The following is a 15,950-nucleotide window of genomic DNA, read 5'->3' on the forward strand; positions in this document are numbered from 1 at the left end:
CGGCGTTGCCCCAGGACGGGGCGAACTTAGCCGTTCATCCTTAGAATGGATGTGCTGACGTCGACCTTTGGCACAGGACGTACCAGAACCTAGTTGTCGTTCCTTTGTTCGCTTTTCTATCTTAAGATAAAAACTCAGCAGGATTCAGGCCGAGTTCGCGGCAAACTTCGCTTACGACCCGCTGTTCGTTTCCGTCAAAGTGCCCATCTGCGAAACCGATTGCAATGCAATAACGGGCCACAAGCCGGGCGATTTCCGGTTTGGATCTTACTTTTCCTAAAGCCTTAAAGGCCTCGGCGCGGCCAATGATTTGATCAAACTCTATTCGCTGGACGAACATATTAAACTGCTGAATGACTTTATTTGTATCAAACACACGAAGCTCTTCGCTTTGATTTACAAATTCCATCATCTTTTGGCGTTCCGATGGGTCAAGACGGCCATCTGCCATTCCAACCAAGGCACAGGCGGCTACCACTGCATCAAGGACATCCTGGCTTTTGAAACGATTGAAGAGTTCCATGGCTTTATTTTTTTGTTGTTTTGCCCACTCAGTATAATCAGTCTGAGATGGGGACCAGGTGTTGCCGCAGCTGTTACAGGTGAACTTCAGCTGATTTTTACCGATGAACCCGCCAAGCAATCCGATAGGGCCTAGGATTAAGCCGCCGACAGCTGCTTTACCAAGACCGAAGCCTTTCTCTCCAGTCCGTACGTTTGTCGAATGGCACCTTGAGCATGTTATATTCTCGCTGCCGTAGACGTGGCTCGGAGGAGCGGAAGAAAAGGATTGCGGTGAACTGTTAAATGCCGGCTGACTAAAGCTTTGCTGTGATGAGCTAAAAGATTGGGAAGCAGGCGGCGGGCTGTATGCAGCTGGCTGATTAAAGGAATTTTGCTGTGCCTGTGGAGCGGGTACGTCATCCACTGTGACACCAAAATTACGGCAAAGCGCAGCTAGTCCTCCCTGGAAACCGCTTGCTATGGCGTTGAATTTCCACTCGCCATTATGGCGGTAAAGTTCGGCAGTGACAATTGCTGTTTCTACTGTAAAATCACGGCCAAGATTAAAGCGCAGAAGTTCTTCATTCGTCATTTCATTGAAAATGCGCACATATGCATTCGACACCTGTCCGAAGCTTTGATTCTTGATCTGTGCATCATGAATGGTAATGGTAAACGCAATCCGGTGAATGAAAGCTGGAACTCTATGTAGATCGATGCGAATTTGTTCATCATCACGCTCGCCCACTCCGGTTCTGTTATCTCCGCTATATATGACCGAGCCGTTCCCGCCAGAGGGATTGTTGTAAAAAACAAAATCTAAATCGCTTTGAACCTTGCCATTTTCTCCAACTAAAAATGCTGATGCATCAAGGTCGTAATTAGAGCCTTGGCTGCTGTTTATGTCCCAGCCTAAACCTACAACCACATTGGACAGCCCCGGATTGGACTTGGTTAAATCTACTTTTTGGCCCTTGCTTAAAGTAACACCCACAACAAATCACTCCTTACTCACAAATTTAAAGGTAAGCCTTATTTCAAATTCATACCTTCACTTTACCATATACAAAGTTAAAAAGCAGACCAAAAAGTATCCGAAGAGATAGGGGGGTAAGTGTGAATTGACTGGTGCAACATGCAAGGAGGATTTCAGAGATTTTTTAGAGAAAAAGACTTTATTTGGTGAAGTAATCGAAAAGATTCCGACTATTTAAAAAAAGGTGCAAATGGTATGATAACAATAAGTTACTATCGAGATATTCGATTATCTAAACTTTTTTGTTAACGAAAAAAAGGTGGGAGCACAGCTATGATAAAAGTCCTGTCATATTTAAAACCATATCGTCTGCATGTAGTGGTTGCATTGTGTCTCATGCTCGTTGAACTGGCAGTGGAACTCTTGCAGCCTATGCTGATGGCAAAAATAATCGATCAAGGCATTTTGAGGAGAGATATGAATTTTGTCCTTACGTGGGGGATGGTTTTGATTGGGATTTCTTTGCTTGCTTTTGTATCTGGCATTGTAAATTCATTTTTTGCTTCTCATGTGAGCCAAAGCTTTGGGTTTGATGTGCGGAGAAACTTATTTGAAAAGGTGCAATCCTTTTCCTTTTCTAATTTAAGCATTTTTCCGAATTCATCTTTGATAACGAGAATAACCAATGATGTCACCCAAGTGCAAAATACAGTGTTTATGAGCCTGCGGATCATGTTAAGAGCACCGCTGCTGATCATTGGTGGAATGGTAATGGCTTTTTTCGTACATATCCAGCTAGCTTTGATATTGGCCACAGCTGTTCCTGTGCTGCTTGCTTTCTTAATTTTTACGATGACTAAGGCGGGCAGGCTCTTTAGGGTACTGCAGTCTAAACTAGATTCGGTTAATGAGGTTCTTAGGGAAAATTTGGCCGGTATGAGACTAATAAAAGCATTTCTTCGACGAAACCACGAAAGAAAAAGATTTGCAGCAGCAAACAGAAATTTAATGATGGAGACTGTGTCAGCTTTGAGGTTTATCGAAGTGGCCCTTCCTGTTTTGTTGTTTATCATGAATGCAGGCATCATGACGGTTTTATGGTTTGGCAATGCTGAGCTGACTGCCGGTACTGCGAGTGCAGGAGAAATTGTAGCGATTGTGAATTATGCCACAAAAATGACTTCTGCCTTTTCGGTATTTACCTTTATTATTATGGTATTTTCAAGAGCGAAGGCATCAGCTCACCGAATTGCTGAGGTGCTTCAAACTGAGGTAGACATGGCGGATGCTCCTGAAAGCAGTTCAGATGTTCATAAGGGAACTCTTTGTTTTAAGAATGTTTCATTTACGTACCCGGGAACAAATGTTGAAGTGCTTCGGGATATTTCGTTTGATGCAGGGATGGGTCAGACGGTTGCGATTATGGGTGCCACTGGTTCTGGTAAGACCTCTTTGTTTCAGTTGATTCCACGTCTATATGATGTTACGGAAGGCAGTATTAAAGTCGATGGAATGGATATTCGAGAAATTGAAGTAGATACACTAAGAGGATCAATCGGATACGTGCCTCAGGAATCGCTGCTTTTTACGGGAACGGTAAAGGACAATATTTCTTGGGGCAAAGATGATGCTTCCATGGATGAAGTGGTCGAAGCTGCAAGGATCGCACAGATCCATGAGACAATTGAAAAGCTACCGGCCAAATATGACACGTTAATAGGGCAAAAAGGTGTGAATCTTTCAGGAGGGCAAAAGCAGCGAATTGCAATAGCGAGGGCTTTAGTCCGACAGCCAAAACTGCTGCTGCTTGATGACAGTACCAGTGCGCTGGATGTTAATACGGAAGAACGGCTGCTGTTGGGGATAAATACCCTTCAATGTACGACCCTGATTATCACTCAAAAAATCAGTACTGCAAAGAAAGCAGATAAAATTATCTTAGTAGAGGATGGTAGAGTACTAGCTAAAGGCACTCATGAAGAGCTTCTAAAGGAATGTGATTTATATGGCAGGATTCATCAGTCACAGGCAGGAAAGGGGATAAGCGGGCATGCGAGACCAGCTAATAAAACCTTTTCAATATAAGAAAATAAAGGATTGGACAAACGAGATGGGACAGCCGAAGAAGAAAGTCCCGAAAGTGAAAAATTGGAAGACAACGCTGAAAAGAATTTGGGGATACCTTGCCGCTCAAAAAGGAATGCTTAGCCTGGTCCTTATGATGGTTTTGCTAAGTTCTGCTTTTGGACTGCTAGGTCCGTTTCTTATCGGAAGGGCGATAGATGATTATATTGTTAAGGGGGAAACAAGCGGCCTAGGAGAGATTTTGTTCGGGCTTGCGGGTATTTTTCTTGCATATTCTGGTTCGCTATGGATGCAAAATTATTGGATGGTCGGCATTGCCCAGCAAACTGTTTCGAGGATGCGGGTTGAGCTGTTTGGGCACCTTCATAATCTGCCGATTCAATTTTTTGACCATCGGCAGCATGGTGAGCTGATGAGCAGGGTAACCAATGATATTGAAAATGTTAGCTCGACATTAAATAGCTCTGTCATACAGATTGCTTCAAGTTTGCTCACACTCTTAGGAACAGTTGGTGTAATGCTTTGGCTAAGTCCACTGCTAACAGTCCTGACATTGTTCATCGTACCGGCCATGTTTTATGGATTAAAGTGGATTACTAAACGAACAGGGCCCTTATATAAGGAGCAGCAGCGTAATCTTGGGCGATTGAATGGTTTTATAGAAGAGACAATTTCGGGACAAAGGATAGTCAAAGCCTTCTCGCAGGAAGAGAGGGTTTTAGCCGAATTTCTTGAGAAGAGTGCCATATTGAAAAATTCGGGGTTCTGGTCTCAGACATTTTCCGGCTTTATTCCAAAGCTTATGAACGTGCTAAATAATCTAAGCTTTGCTGTCATTGCTGGTGTGGGAGGAATACTTGCGTTAAAAGGAGTAATTACAATAGGGGTAATTGTGATTTTTACAGAGTATTCCCGGCAATTTACAAGGCCTTTGAATGATCTGGCTAACCAATTTAATACACTCTTGTCAGCGATTGCTGGAGCTGAAAGGGTTTTTGAAATACTGGATGAAAAAGAGGAAGAGCAGGGTGATGAAGCATCAATTGAACTTCAGGACCTGAGAGGAAGGGTAGAATTCCAGGATGTTTCTTTTTCGTATGAAACAGGCGGAGATACTGTAAGGGAAATATCTTTTACAGCAAATGTGGGCGAATCAATTGCTCTTGTAGGCCCGACTGGTGCGGGAAAAACGACATTGATTAACCTGCTATCACGTTTTTATGACAATGATAGCGGAACTATTTTGATAGATGGGATTAATAGCAAGAAAATCAAACGGGATAGCCTCCGGCGCCATATGGGGTTTGTTCTGCAGGACTCTTATTTGTTTCAGGGAACAATCAGGGAAAATATTCGGTACGGCAGATTGGATGCTACAGATGACGAGGTCGAAGCCGCTGCGAAGATGGCAAACGCCCATTCATTTATCAGTAAATTGAAGGACGGATATGAGACTGTCCTAAAACAAGATGGCAGCGGAATAAGCCAGGGACAAAAGCAGCTGATCTCGATTGCGAGGGCGATTCTAGCGGATCCCGCCCTATTAATCCTTGATGAAGCGACCTCTAGTATTGATACCATTACAGAATTGAAAATTCAGGAGGCTCTGCAGCGATTGATGAAGGGACGTACAAGCTTTGTAATTGCCCATAGACTGAATACGATTCAGCGGGCCGATCAAATATTAGTACTGCAGAATGGCAGAATAATTGAGAGAGGCTTACATGAATCGCTGTTAAGTGAAAAAGGATTTTATCATAGTCTTTTCCATGGCCAGCTAAAAGACCAAATAAGCTGACGACGGTAAATCAAATATCGAACAACATTATCCATGACCATTTTTATAGGTCATGGATTTTTTATGGAATGAACCATGGTGTAAACCCTTTTAATAACAAATGTTAGAAAATCTAACATAAATTTTAAAAATTCTCTTGAATTTTTAAAAAATTGTGTTTATTATTAGTTCATACAACATTTGATGTTAGAAAACCTAACATTAATTATCTAGGAGGTTGGTGTTATGCAATTAGGTGATTCTGTATTTATGTTTTTGGCAACATTATTGGTTTGGCTTATGACTCCGGGTATTGCCCTTTTCTACGGGGGAATGGTAAAAAGCAAAAATGTGCTAAGCACAGCGATGCACAGTTATATGCCTATGGCAATTGTCTCCATTATTTGGGTTTTAGTTGGTTATTCACTTTCTTTCTCTACTGGGGGGAATGCATTTTTAGGGAACTTAGACTGGGCAGGTTTAAACGGTGTAACATTTGAGCCTAATGAAGACTATAGTGCGACAATCCCGCACAATTTGTTTATGATGTTCCAAATGACATTTGCGGTACTTACAGTTGCGATCATTTCAGGAGCTGTCGCAGAAAGGATGAAATTTTCCGCGTATATACTCTTTATTGTGATTTGGTCAGTTGTTGCATATGCACCGGTTGCTCACTGGGTATGGGGAGTCGGCGGATGGCTGCGTGAACTTGGGGCTCTTGACTTTGCGGGTGGAAACGTTGTTCATATTTCCTCAGGTGTGACCGGGCTTGTGTTGGCAGTTATGCTCGGCAAAAGAAAGGAATGCAATGAAAGCTCACCACACAATTTGCCTTTAACTGTTTTAGGAGCTTCGCTTATATGGTTTGGCTGGTATGGATTTAATGTAGGCAGTGCGTTAACGATCAATGATGTGGCTATGACAGTGTTTGTTAATACTGCGATAGCAGCTGGAGCAGGGATTATTGGCTGGCTGATTGTTGAATATTTGATTAATAAAAAACCTACAATGCTTGGGGCTTTATCCGGCGCGATTGCCGGCTTAGTTGCTATCACTCCGGCTTGTGGATTTGTGACTCCTGCAGCTTCTATTTTAATTGGAATTATTGGTGGTGCTGTTTGTTTCTGGGGAGTATCCTCGCTAAAGAAAAAGCTTGGCTATGATGATACACTTGATGCCTTTGGCCTGCATGGAATCGGAGGTACATGGGGAGGAATTGCAACAGGTTTGTTTGCAACAACATCTGTCAATAGTGCTGGAGCTGATGGCCTGTTTTACGGGGATCCTGGCTTGTTATGGAAACAAGCGGTTGCGATTGTTGCTACCTACATCTTCATTGGGGCGATTACATTCGTAATTGTTAAAGTGATTAATGTGTTCATGCCGATCCGTGTGAATGAGGAACAGGAAACAATGGGTCTGGATATCACATTGCACGGCGAAAAGGCGTATCACGAAACCATTTAAGGAGATGAAGAGTATGGGAGAGGTATTAACAAAGATTGATATTGTCGCAAGACCGAACAAATTTGAACAATTTAAACAGGAGCTTGCCAAGATAGGTGTAAGCGGGATCACTGTTTCAGACGTCAAAGGAACAGGGCTTCAGAAAGGTTTTGTCGAAACATATCGCGGAGTAAAACGGGAAATCAACCTGCATGAAAGAATTAAGATAGAAATAGTTGTTTGTGAGGTCCCTGTCCAGGATGTAATCAATGTTGCCAGGAAGTTTCTTTATACGGGAAAGCCAGGAGACGGGAAAATCTTCATTTATGAACTTGCTAATGTAATCAAAATCAGAACAGGAGAGGAAGGGCACGCTGCCTTAAAAAATGATAAATAATATCCTGGCCGGCGGGGAAATAAGGCTGGAGGATAGTATATGGGGAGATTAGTAAAGCTTGTAATAGCAAAGAAAGAAAAAATTATTAATGCTCTTATCCTAAATAAAATATACAAGCCTGAAGACCGGCCTAACCTTTTAAACCTTCCTTTGGAGGAACTTGAGAAACTCTTTAATCAGCAAACATTTTTAAAGTAATAACCGAGCCATCCCTAATCGGATGGCTCGGTTCAATGTAGGCAAGAATTTTTTCGCGTAATTTAAAACTGATTCTTATATTCGAATCAAACGTATTCTTTATAAATTACCGGTTATTGGATTATACTGAATTCTGATTGGGCTGTACAAGTGGCAATATTATTTCGAATACTGTACCCGTCCCTTTTTCACTTTTAACCTTGAACTCACCGCCCATATCCCTGATAATCTGAAGCGTAACCATCAAACCAAGGCCTGTTCCCCTGTCTTTGGTCGAGTAGTAAGGGAGCCCAAGGTTTTCAATTTGTTGTTCGTCCATTCCTATTCCATCGTCTGAAATGCGGATGATCACTTTTTCCCTTTCAGTGTGTATTTTTACTGTAACATGTCCATGGGGTGCTGCCGCTTCAATTGCATTCTTAATCAAATTAATAAACATCTGTTGAACTCTTCCGGATATACCAACAATATGAGCATTTTCCTGAATTTCGGAAGAAACATTTACGCCATGAAACATCGCGTATGAAGAAAGAGACTTGATTGATTTTTCGGCTTCTTTGTTAATATCCAGTTTTCTAAACTGTTCGCTTGACTGATTTGTTCCCAAAGAAAGATAATCGGAGATAATGTCATTGGCCCTGTCCAATTCTGCCAGGCACACCTTTAAATAATCCTTTTCTGAGACGGAGATGTTTTCGGAAGTTGTGAGCAGCTGGATGAAGCCCCTGACACTCGTCATCGGATTTCTGATTTCGTGTGCAACGCTTGCGGCCAATTGGCCAACCACATTCAATTTTTCATTTTTTTGGACTTCTTTTATCAGCTGTCTTTTTTCATGATGAGATTCCATTAAATAAACAGCAAACCATGCCATGATTCCGTTCTCGATGACAAAAAAAATGTAAATAGCCAGTTTCATAAGGGTGATTGACTCATGTAAGAGAATTGATCCGATTAGAGGAAGCATAGATGATGAAACTATTAGGAATATTATGGATACAGTTATTCTCTTTTTGGGAGTCCAGGTTTGAAACTTGTCCTGAAGTTTATATACTACCAAGCTGGATATAATCATCACAATGAAGGCGGGAATCATGCCTGAACCGCCAGCCAGAAAACGGGCGCCAAAGAAAAACAATGTTACTAAAATCCCGGTGCCGGTTCCGCCGTAAATAAAAGCCAAAAACCAGGGTACCATCCGTAAATCAAGGAAAATACCATTATCTATTTTAATTGCTACAGAAATAGACAATACCATTGTTGCTGCACATACTATTCCCCACAAGGTTCTTTCCCTTTTTTCGCCTCTGGGCTCCTTCGCTAACGCAAGGTAAAGGATAATGGGGAACAACACCATCAGCATTTGAAGAAGGATTTTGTCATATTGAAACTCCATAATTAACTACCCCGCTCCGCTTTAAAAACTCTCACAAATTTCGGTTCACTTGCTATGATAAAATCAGAATAACATGGAAGTATATATTGGTCACTAAACTATTCGGAATTTTCTTTTGATTTATCTGTAGAATTTCATTACATAGAAAAAATCTAGGGGAAGAATCGGCTGAGGAAACTGGGGGGCAGGTCTTAAAGTGATTAGCCTAAATAAAGAATCTCCAATTGAGTGAATTTGGAAAGCTATAAGTTTTTTAATTAAAGACTTCCCTTTTATGGCAAAGATTTAGGAGGCATTATACAAAAACGCGTATTTACTAAAAAGCCATTTAATGTTTTATGTGAAATGGAAAGCATAATTACAAAAGAACAAATTATGAAAAGTAAGCCTAGCGACAAGTCCGAGCACTTTCAATTCGATTAAAATCCTACTTGAAAATCTGCTAGAATTAATTTTACACTTTTATTTAAACAGTGGTTAATAAAAAGGAGAATGTAATTGTCACCAAGAAAAGCAGTAGATGTCGAACTATCCAGATCCCGTATTATGGAAGCTGCCCGAAGACTGTTTGTAAAAGAAGGTTATCGCAATGTTTCGATGAGGAAAATCGCCAAGGAACTGGATTATACGCATGGAGCAATTTATTATCACTTCGAGAACGAAGCGGAGCTTTTTTATGCCTTGGTTAAAGAAGACTTTTCCCTTTTGGATGGTGAACTCAATAAGGTAATGGCACAGGAACTGGAGGATTCTGAAAAACTAACACAGATTCTTCTTGGTTTTATAAAGTTTGGTCTGGAAAATCCAAACCATTATGAGATTATGTTTCTTATTACTGATGAAGAGATTAAGGGGAATTCGCTTAATGAGCCTGATAATAGCTATGCCAGATTTGCTCAGGCAGTGTATTTGCTTTGCGCCAAACAGGTTGATACGAAAACAATTTGGTCTCTATTCTTAAGTATTCATGGATTTGTAGCAGTATATTGCCGCAGCGGCCAATCTTATGAAGATGTCAGGGATCTTGCTGAATCACACGTTCAATTGCTTTTAAGGGCAATTGGGAATACGTAAAAGATTTTGTATATTATTAACCACTGGATAATTAAGCGGAGTATTATATTTTTATGATAGTGCTTTAGCAGTAAGAAGCTAATTCTATGAGGATGTAAGGGCTCTGGCTAAATCTTACATTCAGTTGCTTCTTAGGGCATTTGGGTAAGCGTAAACTTTTTATATTTTATTAACCGATGGATAATTAAAAGGGGGTATATATTTTGAAAACGGCTTTAGTATTGGGAGCAACGGGAAGTATGGGGAGCGCGATTGTTCATGAATTGCTGCAAAGAGGGTAGGGGTGTCGGTTTTTGCACGGAATAAAGGAAGGCTGGATGATCTCTTTCAAAAGATGAATGTCAATATAATGGCGGGTGATGGTTTTAACCAAAGGGAATTAGACCAGGCAGCTAGTGGTGTTGATACGATTTTCAATGCAGTGAATATTCCCTATCAGGATTGGCGGGAAAAACTGCCTGTTTTAAACGGTAATATATTAAGTGAAGCTAAAAAATCAAAGGCGCGGCTTGCTATCGTTGATAACATATATGCGTATGGAAGAGCCAAAGGGGTTCCGGTTAGTGAAGCGGATGAGAAAAACCCGCACACGAAAAAGGGGAAGATTCGCCTGGATCTCGAACGGATGGCTAAGCAATCGGGAGTGGAACTGTTTATTGCCCATTTCCCTGATTTTTACGGACCAAATGCAGGGAACACACTCCTCAACTATACACTAATGGCAATGGCTAAAGGGAAGACCGCAAAATATATCGGAGACCAAACGCTATTAAGGGAATTTATTTATACACCTGATGGAGCGAAGGCATTAGTGGAATTGGCTATGCATGAAAAAGCCTATGGCCAGAATTGGAACATTCCAGGGACTGGAACGATTACAGGGGAAGAGGTCATTAGAATAACGGGGGAATATACAAATTACCGTAAAAAGGTTCCAACTGTTACAAGGAATATGATCCGTTTCCTCGGATTCTTTGATAAATTTATGAAAGAATATCTCGAAATGTACTATTTGACGGAAGAACCTGTTGTTTTAAATGGAAGCAAGTATGAACGTGAGATTGGTGAAATTCCGAGGACGCCTTATCAGGAAGGAATTCATAATACATTGGCCAGCATATTAAAAACAAAGTGAGCTATTAAGAGGGTTTATATGTATGGGCATTAGAATGAATTATCTACAAATGGGAAAATTACTTGTTAAAAAACAAAGAGGTTTCCATGAAAACTAAAATTCTCCCTGGCAGAGATTTTGAAAAAAAGAGGCTTACTCTTTATGCCATTCTAAATATAGGCATAATTGGCTTGCTGATTATTTATTCCATTTTCACTCTGAAAAAGGGTATTGGTCTATACACTTTGTTATTAGTTCTGATATTGGTGTTGATTAGCTGTTTACTTCTGCTTTTTGAATTTATTATTTATATTCCCCAGACAGGAGCGAATCTTAAGAACATCTCGATCGGATCGGGTTTGCTATTGTCGTTAACGATTCTTACTTACGCGAATCTGTATTACCTTATTTATAGAATAAAAGGGGAAAAAGCATTTAGTTTTACCGGTGAAAATCTTTCCGGGGATGATTTTTTATACTATAGTATTACAACCTTTACCACGACAGGCTATGGGGATATTACTTCAATAGGGATATTTTCCAATGCTCTCGCTGCATCAGAAATGCTAATCGGAATGATTACTAACTCTATTTTAATGGCTGTTATCACAGCCAAACTGGTTAAAAAACTGCAAAATTAAAAGAGAAAGTAGCTAAATCAAAAAATGTTGTTTGGATCTATTGAGTGCACCGCCACAAAGCTACTCTAAACGCCCATTCAAATTAATTCTGCCAAAACCCATAACAATATTGCCAAAGCAACTTATTTCAATTCATGCAAAAAGGTGGAAGCAGTTTAATAAATTTCCAGTTATTAGTGAAAAGGAATGGATTGGGACCTTGGCTGAATTAGGAAATTATTTGCCGGGCATTAAATCAAAGCACTTTAAAAAAGAAGAGCTGGAGCAGGCATGGGACTGGATAACAAAATAAGAGCAAAGAAAGTATAACTGTTTAAAAATATACAAATGTCTAGGTCCAGGTTGGGTGTCTCGCTCCGAGGCTGGACTCAAGGTCATAAGCCAAGCGCTTCTGAAAGCAAAGAGTGCCTTCTGTCAGAGCTTGTCTTATGCTTGTCAGGGCTAACCAGGGCGCTTGCGGTTTTTTCTTAACCTCGGCTTTGAAATACTACCTTCAAGCCAAGTCCGATATAGATGGCCCCTACGATTTTGCCGCTCCAAAGGCCAATCCAGGATATTCGCTTGACTACCCTTCCCAATGGTTTGATACTCAAAGCTATCATCGTTGTATAAATTATGCTCATCAGCACAAAGATTAAACCAAGAATCAAGAATTGGATTAAGCTGTCTCCCCGATCTGAATGTATAAATTGAGGCAAAAAGGCTAAAAAGAAGAGCGATGTTTTCGGATTAAAAACTTCAATGAAGACAGCCTCTCCATAAGCGCGCAGACCAGATACGGAAGAAACCTTGGGAAGCTCAGGGTCTGAAGCTTTCTCAAGTATCGCTCGGATACCAAGGTAAAATAAATACACTGCTCCTGCAATTTTGATTACATTAAATGCAAGTGAAGACGTCATCAATATTGCTGAAAGTCCTGCTGCCGCAAATAGAGTATGAACAAGATCCCCAGTAGCAATCCCCAGGCCAGCCATTATCCCGGCTTTGCGGCCTCCCTGAATGGTACGGGTAGCGGTAAGAAGTACCGCAGGACCAGGTATAATAAACAACCCTAATACTACAGCTACAAACGCACTCAATGTAGCTAGACTAAACATTTTTACCCCCCCAGTTCCTTCAAATTAAGAAGGATCATAATCTTATAAAATATTCTGTTTACTTAAATTATGTTTATTATATCAAAAAGCAAGGGTACCCTGCTTTTCTTCTCTTCCTGACGGAGTTCAGGTCTATTATTTTTGTTATAAGCAAACAAGCCATTGCGCTGCATATAAATTGTGCCAGGCTTTCACCAAATTTATCACCTGTTTTTGGTGAACCGTTAATCATAAATACAGCTGGCCGAGACCTTTAAAAGCATCCAGTGAAGTGCCCATTTCGTTTAATAAATCAAACCATTCCTTAATCGCTTCCTGAGCTTCCTTTAATTCAGCTGGCTCTTGACTCAATGCGGCGAGTTTTTTATAAATCGTTTTCATTTTCTCAGACATGGCCTGCTGTTGAGAAAAATATAAAATTTTTAGTACCTAAGAAAAAATCCTGTAAATTTATGTTAAATTACTGTTAATTAGAACTTATTTTATACGCTATCAACTATAATTGTAAGAAAGTTCATTAGAAAGGGTGTATTTGAAATGACCAATTTCAAATATCAAAAAGAATTGCTTATGTTGCTGACTGAATTAAAAATACGCAAAACTGATAAAGAAAAATATGCCCTTGCTGAAAATGAGATAAAAATTGCTTTGATTGAAAAACGCGGTGATTGCGGAAGAGTCAAAATGAAATTGCAATCCTTCTTTAGCTCTCGTTCATAAATCGTCTATAGATAGTCAAGATAACTGTGAAAAACTTCTCATATTTACGATTAGAAATAGCGATAATTGGCACTCTAAAAAGGAATACGTTAGGAGGTGCTGATTATGGAAAATGAAAAAGGAAAAATCCAATATGATGCTGAAGGGAACGTTGTCCAAAACGTATCCAAGCAGAAGGAAGCAGAGCTTGATTCCAAACGCGGAATCCAGGATGAAAAAAACCCAGATGATTTTGATATCCTGGAGTAGACTGCGATACAGGAATAAAAAACTATCCCTGTTCTGCCCTTAACTTAAGTGATTTAAACCTGAACTCCTTAGCTGCTTAAGGAGTTTTTTGCTGTTCGTTTAAAATATTGCATCCAGTTCATCTGGCTTAATATGATAAAGTTTCAGTAGAGATGTTAAATTCATTAATTTGGAGTGGGGAGTTGTGAAGGTTGGATTACTGCGACATTTCAAAGTTACAAGGGGATATCCAAATAAAATAGTCACATCAGAGGAATTAAGGCAATGGATGAGAGAATACGATGCCTCAGATGTAGAAGAAAACAGAATTGACTTATGCAATGTTGATTGGAGTAAATGCTATGCCAGTGATTTATCAAGGGCAGAAAAAACAGCTAGAAAGGCATTTGATGGCCAGATTATTTTTTTAGAAGAACTGCGGGAAATTCCTCTTTCGCCATTTTTTCAGAGAAAAATAAGGCTGCCTTTGCCGATCCATTTGCTCTTTATTCGAATAGCCTGGCTGTTTAATCATAAATCGCAGTCTCTGAGTAAAAAGGATGTATCCAAACGGATAAATGTGATTCTCGATAAAGTGCTGCAGCAAGATGAGAATGTGCTGATCGTTAGTCATGGCGGAATTATGATGTTTATGAGGAAGGAATTATTAAAAAGAGGTTTCACCGGCCCGAAATTCAGGACAGCAGATAATGGGAAACTGTATATTTTTGAAAAGTGAGAAACACTGATTTTACTTTAATTCCTGATATTTTTCACCACGCCAGTTGTAAGTCTTGGATGAACAAAGGCCAAAGTTTTGGACGCCGTCTCACTGCTAATGGGTGGTAAGCGACTGCTGTCTGAAGCCGAGTTAAGAAGTGATATTTGGTAAGTTCCTTCTAATTTATGAATCAAATTGTCGAGGCTTCATATATTTCGACTAAAAAAGAACCAACCCGATATGGATTGGTTCTGTATCTGCTCAAACTTATTTAAGTGCAATTTTCTTGGCTACTGATCCTGCCATTTTTCCGCCTTGAGCAACTTCCGGATGGAATTCTTTTTCTGTCTTAGAGATTACTACTGTAGCCACACCGTTACCAATCAGGTTAGTGATGGCACGAGCTTCAGACATGAAACGGTCAACTCCAAGAAGTAATGCAATACCTTCGACTGGAATCATCGGGAAAGCAGCAAGAGTAGCTGCAAGTGTGATGAAACCTGAACCTGTAACACCGGCAGCACCCTTAGATGTCAGCATCAGGACTCCGAGTAACGTTAATTCCTGCCAGATAGTTAAATCGATACCATATGCCTGTGCAATAAAGATTGCAGCCATGGATAGGTAGATGGAGGTTCCATCAAGGTTAAAGGAATATCCTGTTGGTACAACCAATCCTACAACTGATTTTGAACAGCCGTACTGTTCAAGCCTGCGCATCATAGCTGGCAATGCGGATTCAGAAGAAGAAGTACCCAGTACAAGCAGGATTTCTTCTTTGATATAGGCAATGAACTTAAAGATGTTAAACTTGTAGAACTTCGCAATCGCACCAAGAACAAGTACGATAAAGAAGAACATTGTCAGATATACGGATCCCATCAATTTTCCCAGCATGACAAGTGAACCGATCCCGAATTTGCCGATTGTATACGCCATTGCACCGAAAGCGGCAATTGGGGAAACCTTCATGATAATATTAACGACTCCGAAAAACACTTCAGCCAGCTTTTCAAAAAGTGACACAACTGGTTTACCTTTGTCACCCATTGCAGCCAAGGCAACACCGAACAATACTGCAAAGAACAGGATAGGGAGCAATTCTCCCTTTGCCATTGCCGCGACGATATTGTCGGGAATGATTCCTACAATAAAATCAATCATACCGTGGCTTGTTTCAGAAGCAGCTGTCGTATACTGTGATACATCTCCGCCTTCAACCGCATCCTTATTGAAGCCTACACCCGGCTTAACGATATTTACGACCAGGATTCCGATAGCTAGTGCGAATGTGGTTACAATTTCAAAGTATAACAGGGCCTTTCCGCCAATGCGGCCCACCTTTTTCATATCGCCCATTCCGCCGATTCCGATAACGACCGTGAAAAACACGATTGGTGCAATGACCATTTTAATGAGCTTAATGAAAACATCAGCCAAAACCTTCAGCTGTTCACCAAAAGCCGGGAACATGAACCCGACTGCAATACCGAGGATAATACCAATGACTACTTGGACAGTTAAATTTTTTAATATTCTCAAGCTTTTCAGTCTCCTTTTCATTGTTATTAAT

General features: G+C 40.4%; 16 protein-coding genes and 1 pseudogene. 12 read left to right on the plus strand and 5 right to left on the minus strand.

The features are described 5' to 3' along the window. Positions 1–121: 121 nt before the first annotated feature. Positions 122–1,498 carry a TerD family protein gene (locus D0469_RS22010; protein ID WP_117327233.1) on the minus strand — a complete coding sequence of 459 codons (1,377 nt, stop codon included), beginning with the start codon at positions 1,496–1,498 and terminating at the stop codon, positions 122–124. 315 nt (positions 1,499–1,813) lie between these two features. Between D0469_RS22010 and D0469_RS13315 the strand changes: the two genes are divergently transcribed. The 5 genes from D0469_RS13315 (at position 1,814) to fbpA (ending at position 7,386) form a co-directional block, all read left to right on the plus strand. Further along, positions 1,814–3,565, plus strand: coding sequence for an ABC transporter ATP-binding protein (locus D0469_RS13315; RefSeq protein WP_117327234.1), 1,752 nt, complete (start codon positions 1,814–1,816; stop codon positions 3,563–3,565). Continuing rightward, positions 3,531–5,363 carry an ABC transporter ATP-binding protein gene (locus tag D0469_RS13320; protein WP_117327235.1) on the plus strand — a complete coding sequence of 611 codons (1,833 nt, stop codon included), beginning with the start codon at positions 3,531–3,533 and terminating at the stop codon, positions 5,361–5,363. Before D0469_RS13315 ends, D0469_RS13320 begins: the two co-directional genes overlap by 35 nt. Positions 5,364–5,588: 225 nt before the next feature. Further along, entirely contained in the window at positions 5,589–6,812 is a 1,224-nt protein-coding gene (locus tag D0469_RS13325; RefSeq protein WP_117327236.1) for an ammonium transporter, read from the plus strand. A 13-nt stretch (positions 6,813–6,825) separates the two neighbouring features. Further along, positions 6,826–7,188, plus strand: a complete 363-nt coding sequence (locus tag D0469_RS13330) for a P-II family nitrogen regulator (protein ID WP_117327237.1) — start codon at positions 6,826–6,828, stop codon at positions 7,186–7,188. Between the two features lie 39 nt (positions 7,189–7,227). Beyond that, positions 7,228–7,386 (plus strand): Fur-regulated basic protein FbpA, encoded by a 159-nt coding sequence (fbpA, locus tag D0469_RS13335; protein WP_117327238.1) that lies wholly within the window; start codon positions 7,228–7,230, stop codon positions 7,384–7,386. 121 nt (positions 7,387–7,507) lie between these two features. Here the strand turns inward: fbpA and D0469_RS13340 are convergent, their stop codons facing one another. After that, positions 7,508–8,782: a sensor histidine kinase gene (locus tag D0469_RS13340; protein WP_117327239.1), complete on the minus strand. Its 1,275-nt coding sequence runs from the start codon at positions 8,780–8,782 to the stop codon at positions 7,508–7,510. A gap of 498 nt (positions 8,783–9,280) precedes the next feature. Between D0469_RS13340 and D0469_RS13345 the strand changes: the two genes are divergently transcribed. The 4 genes and pseudogenes from D0469_RS13345 to D0469_RS21895 all read left to right on the plus strand — a co-directional run bounded on the left by D0469_RS13345 (position 9,281) and on the right by D0469_RS21895 (position 11,903). Next, on the plus strand, positions 9,281–9,856 hold the full coding sequence (locus D0469_RS13345) for a TetR/AcrR family transcriptional regulator (RefSeq protein WP_117327240.1): 576 nt from the start codon (positions 9,281–9,283) through the stop codon (positions 9,854–9,856). Between the two features lie 203 nt (positions 9,857–10,059). Beyond that, a pseudogene (locus D0469_RS13350) lies at positions 10,060–10,991 on the plus strand (NAD-dependent epimerase/dehydratase family protein). 86 nt (positions 10,992–11,077) lie between these two features. Next, on the plus strand, positions 11,078–11,611 hold the full coding sequence (locus D0469_RS13355) for a potassium channel family protein (RefSeq protein WP_117327241.1): 534 nt from the start codon (positions 11,078–11,080) through the stop codon (positions 11,609–11,611). Between the two features lie 109 nt (positions 11,612–11,720). Beyond that, the gene (locus D0469_RS21895) at positions 11,721–11,903 is read left to right on the plus strand and encodes a SpoIIAA family protein (RefSeq protein ID WP_267897311.1); all 183 of its coding nucleotides are present in this window, start codon (positions 11,721–11,723) and stop codon (positions 11,901–11,903) included. Positions 11,904–12,078: 175 nt separating this feature from the next. On the opposite strand, the gene D0469_RS13365 is transcribed toward D0469_RS21895, so the two are convergent. Further along, positions 12,079–12,708: a LysE family translocator gene (locus D0469_RS13365; protein ID WP_117327243.1), complete on the minus strand. Its 630-nt coding sequence runs from the start codon at positions 12,706–12,708 to the stop codon at positions 12,079–12,081. Between the two features lie 228 nt (positions 12,709–12,936). Then, positions 12,937–13,101: a TipAS antibiotic-recognition domain-containing protein gene (locus tag D0469_RS21700; RefSeq protein WP_233523054.1), complete on the minus strand. Its 165-nt coding sequence runs from the start codon at positions 13,099–13,101 to the stop codon at positions 12,937–12,939. A 144-nt stretch (positions 13,102–13,245) separates the two neighbouring features. On the opposite strand from D0469_RS21700, the gene D0469_RS13375 reads away from it, so the two are divergent. The 3 genes from D0469_RS13375 (at position 13,246) to D0469_RS13380 (ending at position 14,395) form a co-directional block, all read left to right on the plus strand. Then, on the plus strand, positions 13,246–13,428 hold the full coding sequence (locus D0469_RS13375) for a hypothetical protein (protein ID WP_117327244.1): 183 nt from the start codon (positions 13,246–13,248) through the stop codon (positions 13,426–13,428). 105 nt (positions 13,429–13,533) lie between these two features. Further along, positions 13,534–13,677, plus strand: coding sequence for a hypothetical protein (locus D0469_RS21135; protein ID WP_158553463.1), 144 nt, complete (start codon positions 13,534–13,536; stop codon positions 13,675–13,677). A 184-nt stretch (positions 13,678–13,861) separates the two neighbouring features. Continuing rightward, the gene (locus D0469_RS13380) at positions 13,862–14,395 is read left to right on the plus strand and encodes a histidine phosphatase family protein (RefSeq protein ID WP_117327245.1); all 534 of its coding nucleotides are present in this window, start codon (positions 13,862–13,864) and stop codon (positions 14,393–14,395) included. 249 nt (positions 14,396–14,644) lie between these two features. Here the strand turns inward: D0469_RS13380 and D0469_RS13385 are convergent, their stop codons facing one another. Beyond that, the gene (locus tag D0469_RS13385) at positions 14,645–15,940 is read right to left on the minus strand and encodes a dicarboxylate/amino acid:cation symporter (RefSeq protein ID WP_117327267.1); all 1,296 of its coding nucleotides are present in this window, start codon (positions 15,938–15,940) and stop codon (positions 14,645–14,647) included. Positions 15,941–15,950: the final 10 nt, after the last annotated feature.

This window comes from Peribacillus saganii (assembly GCF_003429095.1).
Taxonomy (GTDB): domain Bacteria; phylum Bacillota; class Bacilli; order Bacillales; family DSM-1321; genus Peribacillus; species Peribacillus saganii.

What these genes read in the sequence shown, in the direction of transcription:
- D0469_RS13340 (WP_117327239.1), bottom strand. Translation starts at nt 8,782, where the DNA reads ATGGAGTTTCAATATGACAAAATCCTTCTTCAAATGCTGATGGTGTTG.
- D0469_RS13315 (WP_117327234.1), top strand. Translation starts at nt 1,814, where the DNA reads ATGATAAAAGTCCTGTCATATTTAAAACCATATCGTCTGCATGTAGTG.
- D0469_RS13325 (WP_117327236.1), top strand. Translation starts at nt 5,589, where the DNA reads ATGCAATTAGGTGATTCTGTATTTATGTTTTTGGCAACATTATTGGTT.
- D0469_RS13365 (WP_117327243.1), bottom strand. Translation starts at nt 12,708, where the DNA reads ATGTTTAGTCTAGCTACATTGAGTGCGTTTGTAGCTGTAGTATTAGGG.
- D0469_RS13320 (WP_117327235.1), top strand. Translation starts at nt 3,531, where the DNA reads ATGCGAGACCAGCTAATAAAACCTTTTCAATATAAGAAAATAAAGGAT.
- D0469_RS21135 (WP_158553463.1), top strand. Translation starts at nt 13,534, where the DNA reads ATGGAAAATGAAAAAGGAAAAATCCAATATGATGCTGAAGGGAACGTT.
- D0469_RS13355 (WP_117327241.1), top strand. Translation starts at nt 11,078, where the DNA reads ATGAAAACTAAAATTCTCCCTGGCAGAGATTTTGAAAAAAAGAGGCTT.
- D0469_RS13375 (WP_117327244.1), top strand. Translation starts at nt 13,246, where the DNA reads ATGACCAATTTCAAATATCAAAAAGAATTGCTTATGTTGCTGACTGAA.
- D0469_RS21700 (WP_233523054.1), bottom strand. Translation starts at nt 13,101, where the DNA reads ATGTCTGAGAAAATGAAAACGATTTATAAAAAACTCGCCGCATTGAGT.
- D0469_RS13330 (WP_117327237.1), top strand. Translation starts at nt 6,826, where the DNA reads ATGGGAGAGGTATTAACAAAGATTGATATTGTCGCAAGACCGAACAAA.
- D0469_RS13385 (WP_117327267.1), bottom strand. Translation starts at nt 15,940, where the DNA reads ATGAAAAGGAGACTGAAAAGCTTGAGAATATTAAAAAATTTAACTGTC.
- fbpA (WP_117327238.1), top strand. Translation starts at nt 7,228, where the DNA reads ATGGGGAGATTAGTAAAGCTTGTAATAGCAAAGAAAGAAAAAATTATT.